Below are 16,004 nucleotides of genomic sequence, written 5' to 3'. Positions count from 1 at the left end.
GCGTCATGAGAATGAAGCGTCGTGAAAACGGCAGTGCGTCAGGCGGCTGAATCGGTCGATTGAGATTCCTGGGACGTGATCAGGAGGCTCTCCAAACTCGCACCTGCCGCGAGCGCGGCCGTCATCCAGCGCGGCTTCAAGCCCCGGCCCGACCATCCCCGGCCGGTATTCGGATCACGGTACTTGGCCGCGACATGCTTGACGCCCGAACCGTCCGCCTTGGGGGCCTTGGATTTACCGCTCGGCGCATCGACCAGGTCGACAGCGCTCAATCCATGAACAGCCATCAATTCCTTGATCTTGGCCATGGCGGCCTTGCGCTCTTCATTTCTCAATTCCGCAATGGCTTTTGACAGGGCGGCTTGCTGCGCAGCCAGTGCTTCTTGTTGTTGGCGGAGTTCTTGGAGAGTGGTCATGGGACATATCCGAAAAAAGATGTGCCGATCATATAGGCACGCCAGCCGCTCAATTCAAGGGCAACAGCCGCATTGATTATCTGCACATCACCTGGATACGACCCACATACTGGGGCCCGACCCCACGGCAGGGCCATTTAAATACAGCGGCTCAATGCGGCGAAGCGGCCTGCAGCCGCTCCGCCACCGCCGCCACCGCCGCCAGTGCCCGCGCGCAGTCTTCCCGGTCGAGCGGTCCGCCCAGGCACAGGCGCAGGGCTTGTGGCGGGTTGCGGTCGGTGCTGAAGGCCGATGCCGCGACCGCCGCCACACCCAGGCCGCGCAGTTGCAGCGCCAGGTCGGCGGCATTGCATTCGTCCGGCAGGGGCTGCCAGACGTGGAAACCTTGCGGCTGGCAGCGCACACCGTGTGCGCCCAGCGTCTGCTGGGCGCGGTGGCTGCGCCAGGCGCATTCACGCCGGATCGCGTCCAGCACCTCCTGCGCCAGGCCCTGTTCGAGCCACGCCGTCGCGATGACGTTGGTCAGCGGCGAGGCCATCACGGTGGTGGCCCGCAACGCGCCGGCCAGCCGCTCGGTGGCGCGCACGCTGGGCGCGTAGATGTAGGCCACGCGCAGCCCGGCGCCCAGGCATTTGGACAGGCCGCTGATGAGGTACGTCAGCTCGGGCGCGTATTCCGCCAGCGTCGGCGGTGTGGCGGCCGGCAGCATGCCGTAGGCGTCGTCTTCGATCAGGGGCACGCTGTAGCGCTGGGCGATGTCGGCCAGCCATTCGCGCCGGCGGATCGGCAGCGTCGCGGTGGTCGGGTTGTGCAGCGTCGGGCAGAGGTAGAGCGCGCCGATCGGCAAGGTCTTGCAGGCTTCCTCGAAGGGCAGCGGCAGCAGGCCGTCCTCGTCCATCGGCAGCGGGTGCAGTTGCACGCCCAGTTGCGCGGCGATGGCCTTCATGCCCGGATACACCAGCGACTCCACCGCCAGGCTCTGCCCCGGCTTGACCAGCAGCGACACCAGCGCCGCCAGCGCGCTGTGGATGCCCGGCGCCACCAGCACCCGCTCGGCACGCACCTGCGGCAGCCAGCGGCCCAGCCACAGCGCGCCGGCCTGGCGGTCGCGCAGCGTGCCGCCGAAGTCCTGGTAGCGCAGCAAATCGTTGAGCGCACCGGCAGCCAGCGCCTCTTGCGCCGACAGCTGCAGGCGCGCCAGCAGGATGGGGTCATCGACCTCGGGCGGCATGTTCATCGTCATCTCGGCGCCGGTGCCGGCGCGCAGCGGCAGACCGATGAAGGATCCCCGCACGAACGAGCCCAGCCCGGGCCGCGAGGCGATCAGCCCGCGCTGGCGCGCCTCGGCGAAGCCGCGCACCACGGTCGTGTAGTTGAGCTGCAGCAGCGGTGCCAGGTCGCGCAGGTTGGGCAGGCGCTCGCGCGGCGCGAGGCGGCCGCTGCGCATGTCCTCGGCAATCAGCTCGGGAATGAGCAAATACGCCGGTTGCGTGCTGGCTTGCAGGCGGTGGACCCAATGGGTGAAAGGCATGGCTGATTGCATCGGGTGGCGGAGTCTGATTGCGCGGAGTCATGCAGCTTCCATACCTTGACACAGCAAGCCGTCATCACACGGCGACGCCCTCTGGCGGTGCCTGGTTCGATCGCCTGATGAAGCTGATCGGGTGCATTGATTGCATCTCGGCCCGATCAAGCTGGTGCGGGTGCGCTGCGCCGCGTCACACACCTCACGGCGGCACCGGACGACCCTGGACAGCGGCAACGCAGCACACAAGCCATTGATTGCCTGTTGATCGCACGCCACCGCCGCCCGGCGGGCAGGCGTGGCACGGCGGTCGCTAAGAGAAGGCTATCCCCCACACCCCACGGAGCCTCCCATGCCCAAAGTCACGCACCCCGCAGCCCACAACGGCGACTTCCTGGTCGACTACGAAGAAAAGGTCTTCGAGGACGTCAAGGCCGAGCCGGGCGAGAAAGCGCTGGTCACCTTCCACACTGTCGCCTTCGAGGGCTCGATCGGCTTCGTCAACCTGCTGCAGGCCACCCGCCTGCTGCGCAAGGGCTACGAGACCTCGGTGCTGCTCTACGGCCCTGGCGTCACGCTGGGCGTCAAGCGCGGCTTCCCCAAGCTCGGCGACGAGGCCTTCCCCGGCCACCAGAACTTCAACAACCAGATCACCAAGTTCATGGCCGAAGGCGGCAAGGTCTACGCCTGCCGCTTCGCGCTGCAGGCGCTGTACGGCCACGGCGAGGGCTCGCTGATCGAGGGCATCAAGCCGATCAGCCCGCTCGATGTGCTCGACATCGTGCTGCTGCACAAGAAGGCCGGCGCCGTCATCCTCGACACCTGGACGCTGTGAGCTGAGGAGCGCTGCATGACCCGCCCCTCCGTGATCCGAGCCGCTGCGGTGCAGATCGCACCCGACCTCGACAGCGCCAACGGCACGCTGGACCGGGTCTGCAGCGCCATCGACGAAGCCGCCGCCCAGGGCGCGCAGATCGTGGTCTTCCCCGAGACCTTCGTGCCCTACTACCCGTATTTCTCCTTCGTGCTGCCGCCCTGCCAGCAGGGGGCGCCGCACCTGCGGCTGATGGATCAGGCCGTGGTCGTGCCTGGCCCGGTGACGCAAGCGGTGGCCGAGCGCGCCCGCGCCCGCGGCATCGTCGTGGTGCTGGGCGTCAACGAGCGCGACCACGGCAGCCTCTACAACACGCAACTCGTCTTCGACGCCGACGGCACGCTGATCCTCAAGCGCCGCAAGATCACGCCGACCTATCACGAGCGCATGGTCTGGGGCCAGGGCGACGCCTCCGGCCTCAAGGTGGTCGACAGCGCCGTGGGCCGCCTCGGCGCGCTCGCCTGCTGGGAGCACTACAACCCGCTGGCCCGCTATGCGCTGATGACGCAGCATGAAGAGATCCACTGCGCCCAGTTCCCCGGCAGCATGGTCGGGCAGATCTTCGCCGACCAGATGGCCGTGACCCTCCGCCACCACGCGCTCGAATCGGGCTGCTTCGTCATCAACGCCACCGGCTGGTTGAGCGACGCGCAGATCCAGTCCATCACCCCCGACACCGGCTTGCAGGGTGCGCTGCGCGGCGGCTGCCACACCGCCATCGTCTCGCCAGAGGGCAAGCTGCTGGCCGAGCCGCTGACCGAGGGCGAAGGCATGGTGATCGCCGATCTCGACATGGCGCTGATCGCCAAGCGCAAACGCATGATGGATTCGGTCGGCCACTACGCCCGGCCCGAACTGCTGAGCCTGGCCCTCAACGACCGGCCGGCGCAAACCGTCTTCCGCATGCCCTCGGGCGGCGCCGAGCCGCTGCAGCCCGAGCCGGCACCCGCGCCCACACCCGCTGGTGCCCTGTCATTTCCTGCCGTCGGGAGCCCGTCATGAACACCGAAACCAGCCCGCTGCCGTCAAGCACCCACCTGATGACCGAGTTGCAGTCGCACGGCCTGCGGCTGCTCGACCCGAGCGCGGGTGCCGCCAGCCGGCGCGGCGGCGCGGGGCCGTCAGACCACAAGGCGGTCACGGTCGACGGCACCACCATCATGGTGCCGGTGCACACCAGCAGCGCGTGGAGTTCACCCTACGTGGCCGATGCGCCCGGGCCGGACGGCCTCAGCGTCATCCGCAAGCACAGCATCCCGATTGCCCGCATCAGCTTCCCCAGGCAGCCGCGCTTCTACGGCCTGAGCACCGCCGACGGCGTGCCCTACTCGCACATCGCCACGCTGCACGGCAGCGACGTGCTGGCCACCACGGTGCTGCAGACCTGCATCCGCTACGAGAGCCGCAAGAAGACCTGCAAGTTCTGCTCGATCGGCCAGTCGCTGGCCGCAGGCCGCACCGTCGCGCACAAGACGCCAGCGCAGCTGGCCGAGGTCGCCAAGGCGGCTGTGGCGCTGGACGGCATCAAGCACATGGTCATGACCACCGGCACGCCGGCCACGCCGGATCGTGGCGCGGCGGTGCTGGTCGAGAGCGCCCGCGCCATCCGCGCCGCCGTCGACCTGCCGCTGCAGGCGCAGTGCGAGCCACCCGACGACGACGCCTGGTTCCAGCGCATGAAGGACGCCGGCATCGACACGCTCGGCATGCACCTGGAGGTGGTCACGCCCGCGCTGCGCGAGCAGCTCATGCCGGGCAAGGCCACGGTGCCGATCAGCCGCTACATGGAAGCGTTCAAGGCTGCGGTGGCCGTGTTCGGCCGCGGGCAGGTCAGCACCTACATCCTGGCCGGGCTGGGCGACACGAAGGAAGCGATTCTGGAGATCAGCCAGCAACTGGTCGCGCTGGGCGTCTACCCCTTCGTCGTGCCCTTCGTGCCGATCAGTGGCACGCCGCTGGAAGACCACCCCGCGCCGAGCGCCGAATTCATGCGCGACCTGCTGGCGCCGCTGGCCCGCATCGTGATCGACGGCGACCTGCGCGCCACCGACATCAAGGCCGGCTGCGGCAAGTGCGCGGCGTGCTCGTCGCTGTCGTCGTATGAGGCCGCGCTCGAAAGCGCAGCCCCCGCCGTCCTGGCTTGACCGGAGCTGGCGCCATGAACACGACCTTCGCCCCGCAGAACGCCACCGCTTTCTCCATCGACGGCTCGCCCTGGCAGGACAGCGAGGCGCCCTACACCCCGGCCGAGTTCCGCGTGCACTGGTCGAACTGCCCGTGGGACCTGGCGCAGGCGCAGCGGCTGCGGCGTGCGGTGTTCTGCGAGGAGCAAGGCGTCTTCAGCGGCAACGACCTCGACGCCATCGACCGCCAGCCCGGCACACAGACCCTGGTCGCCAGCGGCTGCGTGGCCGGCCTGGACGATCAGGTGGTCGGCACGGTGCGCATCCACCCGCACGAAGACGGGCTGTGGTGGGGCTCGCGACTGGCGGTCGATGCGCGGTTCCGCACCCACAGCGGCCTGGGCAGCAGCCTGATCCGGCTGGCCGTCAGCAGCGCGCATGCGCGCGGCTGCCAGCTGTTTCTGGCCCACGTGCAGGCGCAGAACGAGGGCCTGTTCCAGCGCCTGGGCTGGACCACGCTGCGCGCCGAAACCCTGCACGGCCGCCCGCACATGCTGATGCAGGCCGACCTGACGCGCTACCCGCCGTGCTTCGACCCGTACTGGGGTTACGCCGTGCCGCCCGCACGGCGCAAGACCTGACACAAGACGGAGACGCCCGACATGCTGCACGACCTCATCCCCGCCCTGCACGCCAGCCGTGGCTTTGCGCACAAGCACGACATCTCGACCGTGCTGGGCGCGCTGAAAAGCCGCCTGCCCGGCGGGCTGGCGGCGATGACACAGTCGGTCGCGGTGGGCGACGACTGCGCGGCCATCGCCGACCGGGACGGCCACCTGCTGCTGGCCATCGAAGGCCTGGTGGCTGACTTCGTCGCCGCCATGCCCTGGTTTGCCGGCTACAGCAGCGTGATGGTCAACGTCAGCGACGTCTACGCCATGGGTGGGCGGCCGATTGCGGTGGTCGACGCGCTCTGGAGCGGCGACGACGCCCAGGCCGCCGAGGTGCTGGCCGGCATGGCCGCCGCCGCCGAGCGCTACGGCGTGCCCATCGTCGGCGGCCACAGCAACCTGCGCGCCGAAGGCAGCCAGCTGGCCGTGGCGATCCTGGGCCGCGCCCGCCAGCTGCTCAGCAGCTTCAACGCCCGGCCGGGCGATGTGCTGCTGGCAGCGGTCGACCTGCGCGGCGCGTATCAGGAGCCCTATCCGTTCTGGAACGCATCGACCGCCGCGCCCGCCGAGCGGCTGCGCGCCGACCTCGAACTGCTGCCCGAACTGGCTGAGTCCGGTCGGTGCGATGCCGCCAAGGACATCAGCATGGCGGGCGTGCTGGGCACGGCGCTGATGCTGCTGGAATGCTCGGGCGTCGGCGCCGAACTGAGCCTGGACGCGCTGCCCCGGCCGGCCGGTTTGCGGGACGACGACGCGGCCGGCTGGCTGCGCTGGCTCTGCGCCTTCCCGAGCTTCGGCTTCGTGCTGAGCGTGCGGCCCGAACACGCTGTCGCCGTGCAGGCGGAGTTTGCCGCGCGCGAACTGGCCTGTGCACCGCTGGGCCGCGTGACGGCTGCCAGCCACGTCGGGCTGTCCTGGCGCGATGAGTCGGCCCGCTTCTGGGACTTTGCCGAGCGGCCTTTCATCACTGCGTCACCGCGCCCGGAGGCCACCCATGGCTGAGCTTCGTCAGGCCGTCACCCACCCGCTCGCCCACACGACCATCCACACCTCAGGCCACGTGATCGAGCAGCCGCTGCGGATTGCGCTGTTCACCCACTCGGTCAACCCGCGCGGCGGCGTGGTGCACACACTGGAACTGGCCGAGGCGCTGCATGCCGCCGGCCACCACGTCACGGTGTTCGCGCCCGCCACCGCCGGCCAGCGCCTGTTTCGTGACCTGCGCTGCGACCATGTGCTGGTGCCGGTGCCGGAAGCCATGTCGTTCAGCGGCGGGCTGGAGGCGCTGGTCGAGCAGCGCATCAGCGCGCTGGTAGAGCGCCTGCCGCAGTGGCTGGCACCCAACGCGCCGGGCTCATCACAAGGTGACCGCTTCGACGTGCTGCACGCGCAGGACAGCATCACCGCCAACGCGCTGGCCACGCTGCAGGAGCGTGGCGTGATCGGGCCGTGGCTGCGCACGGTGCATCACCTCGACAGCTTCCGGCAACCGCGCCTGAACCGCTGGCAGCTGCGCGGTTTTGCGGTGGCCAGCCAGGTCTATGTCGTCAGCGAACTCTGGCGCGACCGCCTGCGGCGCGACTACCGCGTGCACGCCCGGCTGGTGCCCAACGGCGTCAACCTGCAGCGCTTCCAGCCACGCCTGGGCGCGCAGCGGTCCGACGCGGAACATGCGCTGGCGCAGCGCCTGGGCCTGCGGCTCGACGCCGGGCCGATCTGGCTGGCCGTGGGCGGCGTGGAAGCGCGCAAGAACAGTCACCGCATCCTGCAGGCGTTCGCGCAGCTGCGCGAGCACACCGGCACCGGTCAGCTGGTGATGGCCGGCGGCGCCTCGCTGCTCGAACATGGCGAGGAGCAGGCGCGCTTCGATGCCGTGCTGGAGGCCCACGCCCTGAGCCAGGGTCCGGGCGGCGCCGTGCTGTGCACCGGGCCGCTGGCCGACGCCGACATGCCGGCGCTGTTCCGGCTGGCCGACGCGCTGCTGCTGCCGTCGCTCAATGAAGGCTTCGGGCTGGTGGTGCTGGAGGCGCTCGCCAGCGGCACGCCGGCGGTGGTCTCGCGCATCGCGCCCTTCACCGACTATCTGGCCCAAGATGAGGTGTGCTGGTGCGACCCGCTGAATGCCGACAGCATCGCCCAGGCCATGCAGGCGGCCGCGCAATCCGGCCGCCGCCCGGTGCCGGCGGTCTGCGAGCGCTTTTCCTGGTCGCGCAGCGCCGAGTCGCATCTGGCCTGGTACCGGCTCGACTGCACCGCACAGCGACTGCGGGATGCGCACCAAGGCCCCGAATACCCTCACCTTCAGGAGTCCGCCCCATGCCCGCCATGCACTACCGCCTCCGCTGGCCCGACCAGAGCGAGAGCACCTGCTATTCGCCCTCGCTGATCATCCAGGACTACTTCCAGCCCGGCGCCACCTACCCGCTGGACGACTTCCTGCAGCGCCTGCGCGAGGCCACCGGCATCGCCAACGAGCGGGTGCGCGCCAAGTTCGGCTTCGCCTGCTCACGCGCCAGCGACACGCTCGACCGCATCGAGGCCCGCGCCGCCACGCTGGCCGGACAGCCCGGGGCCCAGGTCACCGTTGTCGCCTTTGATCTGAACGCCTGAAAGGTTTTCCCGCCATGAACGCCACCACCACCGCCCCATTGCCCCACCACAGCGTCATCGTCGTCGGCGGGGGCCAGGCCGGGCTGTCCGTCAGCCACTACCTGCAGCAGCGCAGCATCGACCATCAGGTGCTGGAGAAGCACCAGGCCATGCACGTCTGGCGCGATGCGCGCTGGGACAACTTCAGCCTCGTCACGCCCAACTGGCAGTGCAAGCTGCCCGGCCACGAGTACCGCGGCAGCGACCCGCACGGCTTCATGAAGAAAGCCGAGATCCTGGATTACCTGGACGGCTTCAAGCGGCATGTCGACGCGCCGCTGATCGAGGGCGTGACGGTCGAGCGCGTCAGCGCCCGGGCCGGTGGCGGCTTTCTGGTCGAAGCGTCCAGCGGCCATTGCACCGCCGACCAGATCGTGGTGGCCTCGGGCGGTTACCACCTGCCCATCATTCCGCGCCTGGCCGAGCGGCTGCCAGCGGGCATCGCGCAGATCCACTCCGAGCAGTACCGCAACGCCGCGCAGTTGCCGGCGGGCCGCGTGCTGGTGGTCGGCTCGGGCCAGTCGGGCGCGCAGATCGCCGAGGACCTGCACCTGGCCGGCCGCGAGGTCGTGCTGGCCGTGGGCGACGCGCCGCGCTGCGCCCGCTTCTACCGCGGCCGCGACGTGGTCGACTGGCTGGCCGACATGAACTACTACGACATGCCGGTCGAGGCCCACCCGCTGCGCGAAGGCGTGCGCGACAACACCAACCACTACGTCACCGGCCGCGACGGCGGGCGCGACATCGACCTGCGCCGCTTCGCCACCGAGGGCATGCAGCTCTACGGCCTGCTCGACGGGCTGGACGGCTCGGTGCTCCGGTTCAAGCCCAACCTGGGCGAGGCGCTCGACCACGCCGACCGGATCTACAACGGCATCAACGCCGCCATCGACCGCCACATCGCCGCCCAGGGGCTCGACGCCCCAACGCCCAGCGTCTATACGCCCCTGTGGACGCCCGAGGGCGAGCGCACCGAACTCGATCTGGCGACGGCCGGCATCACCAGCGTGATCTGGTGCATCGGCTTCCAGCCCGACTTCCGCTGGCTGGACGCCCCCGTGTTCAACGGCCGCAGCCACCCCATCCACCAGCGCGGCGTCACTGCCGTGCCGGGGCTGTACTTCATCGGCCTGCCGTGGCTGCACACCTGGGGCTCGGGCCGGTTCTCGGGCGTGGCGCGCGACGCGCTCTTCCTGGCAGAGCAGATCGAGGCGCGCTGGCTGGCCATGGCAGCCGCATCGCCCAAGGCCTGCTGTGTTGAGGTGAACTGAATCACGCGTATCAGTTGCACGGCCCTTTCATTCAATAAAACACCAAGATAAGCGCAATAATCTTGATGTTAAAAAAAGCCGTCAAAAAGAGACCCCTCCATTTTCCGGGAGACCTCGGCCTTTGAAATCAAAGCTTTAGGTCCACGCCCCATGAAGACAACGCTCCAACGACTGGGGCTGCATCATTTCGCCCATCTGCGCGCCGTCGCCGAAGGGACGACGATTGCCGAGGCGGCAGCGCGCTATCTGGGCGTCGAGCATGGACATGCCGCTCGCCCGCTCCACCGGGCCATCGTCGAGCATTTGCGCTCGCTGGCGCGACGTCGCGGCGACAAGGCATGGCGTCTGGTTGGCCTGACGATTCGGCTGCGTGACGCACCCATGCGGCCCTCACTGGATGACTTCGTCATCGAGCGCGACCTTGAAGGCTGGAGCGAATCCGAAGTCCTTGAGTTGTATCGGGAAGCTTGGCCACTCGATGCCAAAACTGAACGGCGACAACGATTGCGGGAGCGACAACTCGTCCTGCTGCGCGAGCTTGAAACGGTCGCCGCACAAGCCGCACGACCGAGCGATCCGATCGCAGCCTGGTTTGATCCGGCCATGTCAGATCGCTTGCAGCGGTGCGGCATGCTGCTGCTTCAAGATCTGCAGGAGCGCATCGACCAAGGCGGCCGCTGGTGGACAGGGATTCCCGCCGTTGGCGCTGTCAAGGCGGCCGGGCTGCGGGCCCATCTTGCCGTGTTGCTCCCCATGCCTCGCTCCAGCGGACGTCCGCCATTTGAAATGCCGGCCACGGAAGTTCAGCAGTCCACCACCTCGCGTGAGTTTCGTTTTTTTGCAGCTCCGCGTCTTGAGAGTTCGCCCCTCGGCGTTGAAGTTCAAGTCGCCGCACGCCTGACGCAGGCACGCACAGATGCGCAGGTGATTGAAACCTGGATCACGGCAAAGTCAGGAAGCCAAGCCACGGTACTGAGCTATCGACGCGAATGCCGGCGCCTGCTGCTATGGCTTCACCATGAGCGTGGCAAGAGCCTGGGTGACCTGCAGGTCGAAGATTGCATCGATTACATGACCTTCCTGGCAACGATTCCCAGTGCATGGATTTCTCGGCGTCAGTCGTCGCCACTGGCGCAAGGATGGGCGCCATTTCGGGGCCCCCTCAGCACAAACAGCCGTCGGCAGGCCCTCATCGTTCTGGGCAGTTTTTTCGAGTGGCTGACTGCGACAGGCTATCTGAGTGGCCGCAACCCCTGGCTGCTGGTCAACAAGCGTCTGGGGGATGAGCGCGACCGCAGCATGCACGAGTCGCGCGCCTTCACGCCCGAGGCATGGGCCTCCATCCTGGCTTATCTGGACGACCAGGCCTCGCAGGCCCACGCCCCTGCATCGCTTCAGCGCATGCGTTTCATTCTCTCGTTCGTCGAAGCGACAGGCCTGCGATCGACCGAGTTGGTGCAGTCCACACTGGGCGCTTTCCGTCGTCACAAGGGCCACTGGTCCATGCAGGTTCATGGCAAGGGCGCCAGGAACCGTGTCATTGCCGTGCCCCATCAGGCCATCCAGGCGCTGGAGTCGTATCTGGTGTCACGGCAACTGCCACCACTGGGGCAAGCCTCTTCAACACTACCTGTCCTGGCCAGCACTCGCGATGCGGCTCTCCCCATCACCTACGCCACGCTGTACCAAACCATGAAGACATGGATGCTGCGGGCGATCCGTTTTGCCGATCTGGACTTGCTGGCGCGCACAGAAGCCCAGCGCGCCTCACCCCACTGGCTACGCCATACCTGCGGGACCCGGGCGGTTGAACGAGGCACACCCCTGGATGTCGTGCAACAGCAGTTCGGGCATGCAGACCCACGCACCACCGCGCGTTACAGCAGTGCACAGCTCGAAAGAGTGCAGGAGTTGATGAACGCAGCTTTTGGGGGACTGCCGGAGTAACGGCAGCCCGACCTTCACCTTCTGCAGGGCTGGATCTGCTTCAGCCCTTCAGGAAGTTCTCGATCAACTTGATCAATTCCTTGCGCTTGGCATCAGGCACGACGCCAGGTGCAAACTTCAGCTGCAGCCCACCTTTGGCATCGGTGGTCATCGTGGCCATCGACTTGGCGCCCTTGCCTATCTCGTGGATCTCGGGTGTTGAACGGTTCAACACTTTTGTCTTCAGCTTGGTCAGCGCATCAAAAATTTGCGCTGCAGCCAGGTTTTCGCCAGCGGCCGTCAGTTGACGCGCCCGTTCCATCACCGCCTCGGGGTCCTTCTGCAGCGCCTCGCCCAAGGGCTGGGCCCACCTGAACTGGATGTCGATCGGTGAAGGGAACGCATCGATGACCGCCATGGGGAGCCGTGCCAAGGCCAGGCTCTTGGAGACCATAGAGACATCGACGTGAACCGCCTCGGCCAGCTTGCGCAGCGAAGGATACAGGCCTTCATCCAAAGCCTTGCGGTACATGCAGCCCTGCTCCCAGGCACTCAGGTTCTTGCGTCCCCGGTTCTCCTGCTCCATGGCTTCGAACAGCTCCTGATCCGTCGCATCCTCAATCAACGCACGCACTGGAATGCCAAGTTCCAGACAGGCCCGGTGCCGCCGATGGCCGTATACCACCTCATAACGCACCTCGGGGCTCAGTCCAGCCTCGGGTGTTGAACCGTTCAACACCTGTGCCAAAGGCCGGACCCGGATGGGTTGGACGTTGCCACCAGCGGCCTCGATGTCGATCATCAGTTGCGCAAAATCTGCACTCTCAAACGATGACTGGTGACGGTTGGCCCACCTCGACGGGCGCACCTCGCGTGCATCCAGCAGTTTGACCGGCGTGGTGCCCTCGAACTCCTTCAATTGCTCACGCAGTTCGTCGGCCTCCTTGATGGCAGCAGATTGGGTCGACATGAATTGCAACATCGAGCCCGGTGCCGTCTTGGGCCGCATCAGATCGACATCGGAGCGATGAGAGACCTCGACCGCCCGCGGCAACCCCATGATCATCCCGGCCTTCGCAGCCAGTTTCTTGCTCATCGCTTGACTCCATGACGTGGTGTGATGGTGGGCTTGATCGAGGGTGTTGAACCGTTCAACACCCCTGCCTTAGTGCCTTTTTGCGCTGCGGACTGATCCACCTGCTTGGACCAGACGGACCGAATGGAGCCCTCAATGTGGCCGACAAACGAGTCATAGGCGTCGCGTGCGCGCTTGAATGTCTTGGCCGAACCGTCGTAGCGAGCAACGTCGTAGACAGTCCCGAACTCGGCGGCTGTCACACCGGTGACGGCTGTCTTCGGAATCTCCACCGGCAGCACTTTTTCTGCATAGGTCTGGCCGATCCATTGACGAACGATGTTGCTCGCAGAGTCGGTCGAATCCACCCGCGCCAACAGCACGTGAATGAAGTCGAAGTCCTTGGTCAGTCCGCGCTTGGTCAGAAGCTCAGAGGTCAGGTCCGAAAAAAGACTCCAGAACTGCGATGCGGAGGCAAAGTCCAGTGCATTGGGCGGAAGCGGCATGATGATGCCGTTGGAGGCCATGAAGGCATTGATGGTGGTGTAGGACAGGGCAGGTGGCGTGTCTATCACGATCACGTCATAGTCGCTACGCACGTCATCGATGCCGAGATCCAGAACACGCCAGAACTCGAACCCCGGTTCCTGAGTCTGCCGCGCAGGCAACGCGAACTCTGCACCGAACAGCACAGGAGCCGCAGCAACCAGGTCGATGCCATCCCAGTAAGTTGACCGAATCGCATAGCGGATCGATGTCTCGGTCCCCATGGCCAGCGGGAGGATGGTCTCCTCTTCCTCAACTTCAGTGTCTGGAAGAATTCCGAACAATGTCGTGAGCGATCCTTGCGGGTCGGTGTCGATCACCAACACGCGATGCCCCAGAAGCGACAGTCCCTGAGCCAGGGTCATGGCCGTTGTGGTCTTGCTGACACCCCCCTTGAAGTTGCCGATGCTGATGGTGATGGCTTCAGCGCCTGTGGGCCTCAGGTAATCTTTGCGGTACTCGCGGATCCATGTACGCGCTTCCGTCAAGCTGAACTCTCTGCGCGTGCCTGATTCGTTCAACTTGCCTGCGGGCAAATCACCTTTGCCTTGTCGATGGCTCAACGAGCCTTTTTCGATGCCGCACATGGCGGCAAGTTGGCTGAGGTTGAACACCGGTGAGGCCTTGCGGGCTGTCGGCGCCAGCATGGCCGCACGGATTTGCTCCATCATGGCCACAGCGCGTTCCGCCTGATCGGCAATGTCCCCCAACGTGATTGGCTTGGGTGGTTTGAAAGTCAATCTGTCCACAGGAAAGTTCCTTATGCGTTGATCAACGCGCATTTGACGGCTGCACGTTGCATGAATTGCATTGTGTCAACAGATGGGCTGCTTGGAAAGTAAGTCCGGCCTCGTGGAGGTCTGAAGGATGTTTCTGCAGCTGTTGTGACTCTTTTCTGATCACCTCTGGGTTTAAAAAAATCTGAACTCTTTGAATCCCTTTAATACCTTTAACCTCAATATTTGTTTTGAAAATCAACAGCTTACGTTGATTTGAGTGAGTAGATTCGGGATCGATCGGAGTGTTTTCAGGTTCAGGCGTGAGTGCAAACAGGAGTCAGTGGAGAGTTTTCAGGCTGAAACATGCATGGAAACAGGAGGAGATGTGCGAGGACCTTCTGATGCGCCAGCTGTCTGCTGCGCGGAACCTGTGCATCGCTCACGTGAGGCTTTTCAGGAAGAAAGTGCGGACTGTGTTCGGGCGTTTGTGTGATGCGTCACACGCTTGATGTGAGGTTTTTCGGGTCCAGATTCATCCCCCTCTGTGAGCATGACAACTGCCATGTCGCTCCCTGTGAAGTGAGGCTATTCGGGACCAGAACGGCGGGATGAAACCGCTGAAGGGCAGTGGACTTGAGTCGTTCATGTGAGCATATTCGGGATGAGTGGGTCACCTCGGTGTGGCGGCTCAGACGCTGCTCATGTGAAATGCTGATTCACCTGTGAGGTAAAGTGCTTGACATGGCTGACAGCCCAGACACTTTTCACTCACTCGCTGATGTGACTGACGCCGCTGATGCGGCTCGTTCACCCGCGTCCGTCGCAACTGCACGACGGGTTTCCCGCAGGAAGGCGGCTGCCAAGACGAACCAGACCGTCGAATCGCCGCCACCAGACACGCTGCGCAAGCCGGTCAATACGCTGGCGATCGTGCCCAAGTCGACGCGCATCACCTCGCTCGGACGCAAAAGCTACAACGTGCTCTTGTATGAAGCGCAGGAACAGGGCTTTGACAAGGACGTCTTTCGCACCCCGCTGGAGCGGGTCGTGCGGGGGGTCGACTTCGACTCCAACGACCATGCGCTGATCAAGAAGCACCTGCGGGCGATGGTGTCCACCACGGTGGAGTGGCAGTCGCCCACCACCGGGGAAGGCAGTGCCTGGAATGTCTCGGGTCTGCTGGCACATGCCAAGCTGACCAAGGAGCGCGGCCAGGTCTGGGTCGAGTGGTCGTATGCGGTGAACTTGAAGCAGGAGTTGCTGGCGCCGACGGTCTTTGCGCGCCTGAAGCTGGAAGTGATCAGCCAGCTGCGCTCACACGCGGGGATTGCGCTCTACGAGATCTGCACGCGCTACAAGGATATCGGTCGAACGTCACGCCAGCACTGGCGGTGGTGGCGTCCGGTGCTGACCGGTCAGCCCGAGACCGAGCGGACGGCGCGGCTGGAGTACCGCATCTTCAAGCGCGACACCCTGAAACTGGCCATCGCCGAAGTCAGTGCTGTGACGGATCTGGACGTGGAGTTGCAGGAGTACAAGGAAGGGCGCTTCATCAGCGAGATCCAGTTCCTGATCCAACCGAAGAAGGTGTCGTCTCAGCCACTGAGCCAGTCGCCTGAGCCGGTGGACCTGACCCTGGTCGCCGAGGCGGGCAAGCTGGGGGTGGAGGATGACAAGGCCGAGGAACTGATCGGCGAGTACGGCGCCCCTGCGGTGCAATCGGGCCTGGACCTGCTGGCCACGCGGGCTGCGACCGCGTTTCCGGCCCCGGTGCGCGATCCGTATCGCTACCTGCGCAGCCTGATGCCTGCGGAAGTCAAGCGTGCCAATGTCAAGGCGGCTGAGGTGCAGGCCAAGTCTGATCCGAAGAGCCCCGAGAGCCGCGAGATTCAGACCCGGCGTCAGGCCCGCTGGGCCGAGGAGTGGATACGCCGCCGCCGTGAACAGGTGGTGGACGACATCGCAAGCCTGTCGGTCGAGGCCCAGACCACCTTGGTCGAGGACCTGCTGGCGGACATGGATGCGCGCCACGTGCATCCCTCGATCCGCAAGCGCCTGCAGACCAGCGGCTGGCAGCATCCGATGGTGCTGCACGAAATGGTGCGCTATTACGCGGTCGGCACGCTCGGCGATCAGTGGGACAAGCCCACGCCGCAGCAGCTGTTGGGCATTGCCGCCGAGCTGGGGGATGCGCTCTAGTCGGTCGGCG

General features: G+C 65.8%; 14 protein-coding genes. 10 read left to right on the top strand and 4 right to left on the bottom strand.

Annotated features, from left to right (window positions below; translation table 11 throughout):
• Positions 1–38: 38 nt before the first annotated feature.
• Together AC5IG3_RS13820 and AC5IG3_RS13815 are read right to left on the bottom strand one after the other, a co-directional pair.
• Positions 39–416 (bottom strand): H-NS histone family protein, encoded by a 378-nt coding sequence (locus AC5IG3_RS13820; RefSeq protein ID WP_491906878.1) that lies wholly within the window; start codon positions 414–416, stop codon positions 39–41.
• A 151-nt stretch (positions 417–567) separates the two neighbouring features.
• The gene (locus AC5IG3_RS13815) at positions 568–1,947 is read right to left on the bottom strand and encodes an aminotransferase-like domain-containing protein (protein ID WP_491906877.1); all 1,380 of its coding nucleotides are present in this window, start codon (positions 1,945–1,947) and stop codon (positions 568–570) included.
• Between the two features lie 346 nt (positions 1,948–2,293).
• On the opposite strand from AC5IG3_RS13815, the gene AC5IG3_RS13810 reads away from it, so the two are divergent.
• From AC5IG3_RS13810 to AC5IG3_RS13770, 9 genes are all read left to right on the top strand, one after another.
• Positions 2,294–2,776, top strand: a complete 483-nt coding sequence (locus AC5IG3_RS13810; protein WP_491906876.1) for an MSMEG_0572/Sll0783 family nitrogen starvation response protein — start codon at positions 2,294–2,296, stop codon at positions 2,774–2,776.
• A gap of 15 nt (positions 2,777–2,791) precedes the next feature.
• Complete coding sequence (locus tag AC5IG3_RS13805; RefSeq protein WP_491906875.1) at positions 2,792–3,817, top strand: Nit6803 family nitrilase; 1,026 nt, start codon at positions 2,792–2,794, stop codon at positions 3,815–3,817.
• Positions 3,818–3,855: 38 nt separating this feature from the next.
• Positions 3,856–4,959, top strand: a complete 1,104-nt coding sequence (locus tag AC5IG3_RS13800; protein WP_491906936.1) for an MSMEG_0568 family radical SAM protein — start codon at positions 3,856–3,858, stop codon at positions 4,957–4,959.
• Between the two features lie 14 nt (positions 4,960–4,973).
• Positions 4,974–5,579 carry an MSMEG_0567/Sll0786 family nitrogen starvation N-acetyltransferase gene (locus tag AC5IG3_RS13795; RefSeq protein WP_491906874.1) on the top strand — a complete coding sequence of 202 codons (606 nt, stop codon included), beginning with the start codon at positions 4,974–4,976 and terminating at the stop codon, positions 5,577–5,579.
• Between the two features lie 21 nt (positions 5,580–5,600).
• Positions 5,601–6,611: a sll0787 family AIR synthase-like protein gene (locus tag AC5IG3_RS13790; protein ID WP_491906873.1), complete on the top strand. Its 1,011-nt coding sequence runs from the start codon at positions 5,601–5,603 to the stop codon at positions 6,609–6,611.
• A complete protein-coding gene (locus AC5IG3_RS13785) occupies positions 6,604–7,995 on the top strand; it encodes an MSMEG_0565 family glycosyltransferase (RefSeq protein ID WP_491906872.1) in 1,392 nt (463 codons plus the stop codon). The genes AC5IG3_RS13790 and AC5IG3_RS13785 overlap by 8 nt, the downstream gene beginning before the upstream one ends.
• Positions 7,926–8,219 (top strand): MSMEG_0570 family nitrogen starvation response protein, encoded by a 294-nt coding sequence (locus AC5IG3_RS13780; RefSeq protein WP_491906871.1) that lies wholly within the window; start codon positions 7,926–7,928, stop codon positions 8,217–8,219. Before AC5IG3_RS13785 ends, AC5IG3_RS13780 begins: the two co-directional genes overlap by 70 nt.
• Positions 8,220–8,233: 14 nt before the next feature.
• Entirely contained in the window at positions 8,234–9,529 is a 1,296-nt protein-coding gene (locus AC5IG3_RS13775) for an MSMEG_0569 family flavin-dependent oxidoreductase (RefSeq protein WP_491906870.1), read from the top strand.
• 150 nt (positions 9,530–9,679) lie between these two features.
• Positions 9,680–11,476: a site-specific integrase gene (locus tag AC5IG3_RS13770; protein WP_491906869.1), complete on the top strand. Its 1,797-nt coding sequence runs from the start codon at positions 9,680–9,682 to the stop codon at positions 11,474–11,476.
• Between the two features lie 40 nt (positions 11,477–11,516).
• Here the strand turns inward: AC5IG3_RS13770 and AC5IG3_RS13765 are convergent, their stop codons facing one another.
• Together AC5IG3_RS13765 and AC5IG3_RS13760 are read right to left on the bottom strand one after the other, a co-directional pair.
• Entirely contained in the window at positions 11,517–12,551 is a 1,035-nt protein-coding gene (locus tag AC5IG3_RS13765) for a ParB/RepB/Spo0J family partition protein (protein WP_491906868.1), read from the bottom strand.
• A complete protein-coding gene (locus AC5IG3_RS13760) occupies positions 12,548–13,786 on the bottom strand; it encodes an AAA family ATPase (protein WP_491906867.1) in 1,239 nt (412 codons plus the stop codon). Before AC5IG3_RS13760 ends, AC5IG3_RS13765 begins: the two co-directional genes overlap by 4 nt.
• A 789-nt stretch (positions 13,787–14,575) precedes the next feature.
• Between AC5IG3_RS13760 and AC5IG3_RS13755 the strand changes: the two genes are divergently transcribed.
• A complete protein-coding gene (locus AC5IG3_RS13755; protein ID WP_491906866.1) occupies positions 14,576–15,994 on the top strand; it encodes a replication initiation protein in 1,419 nt (472 codons plus the stop codon).
• Positions 15,995–16,004: the final 10 nt, after the last annotated feature.

It is taken from the genome of Leptothrix sp. (in: b-proteobacteria), assembly GCF_965250675.1.
Classification (GTDB): domain Bacteria; phylum Pseudomonadota; class Gammaproteobacteria; order Burkholderiales; family Burkholderiaceae_C; genus Sphaerotilus.
Note: the sequence above shows the minus strand (reverse complement) of the source record. Positions and strands in the feature narration are given on the sequence as shown.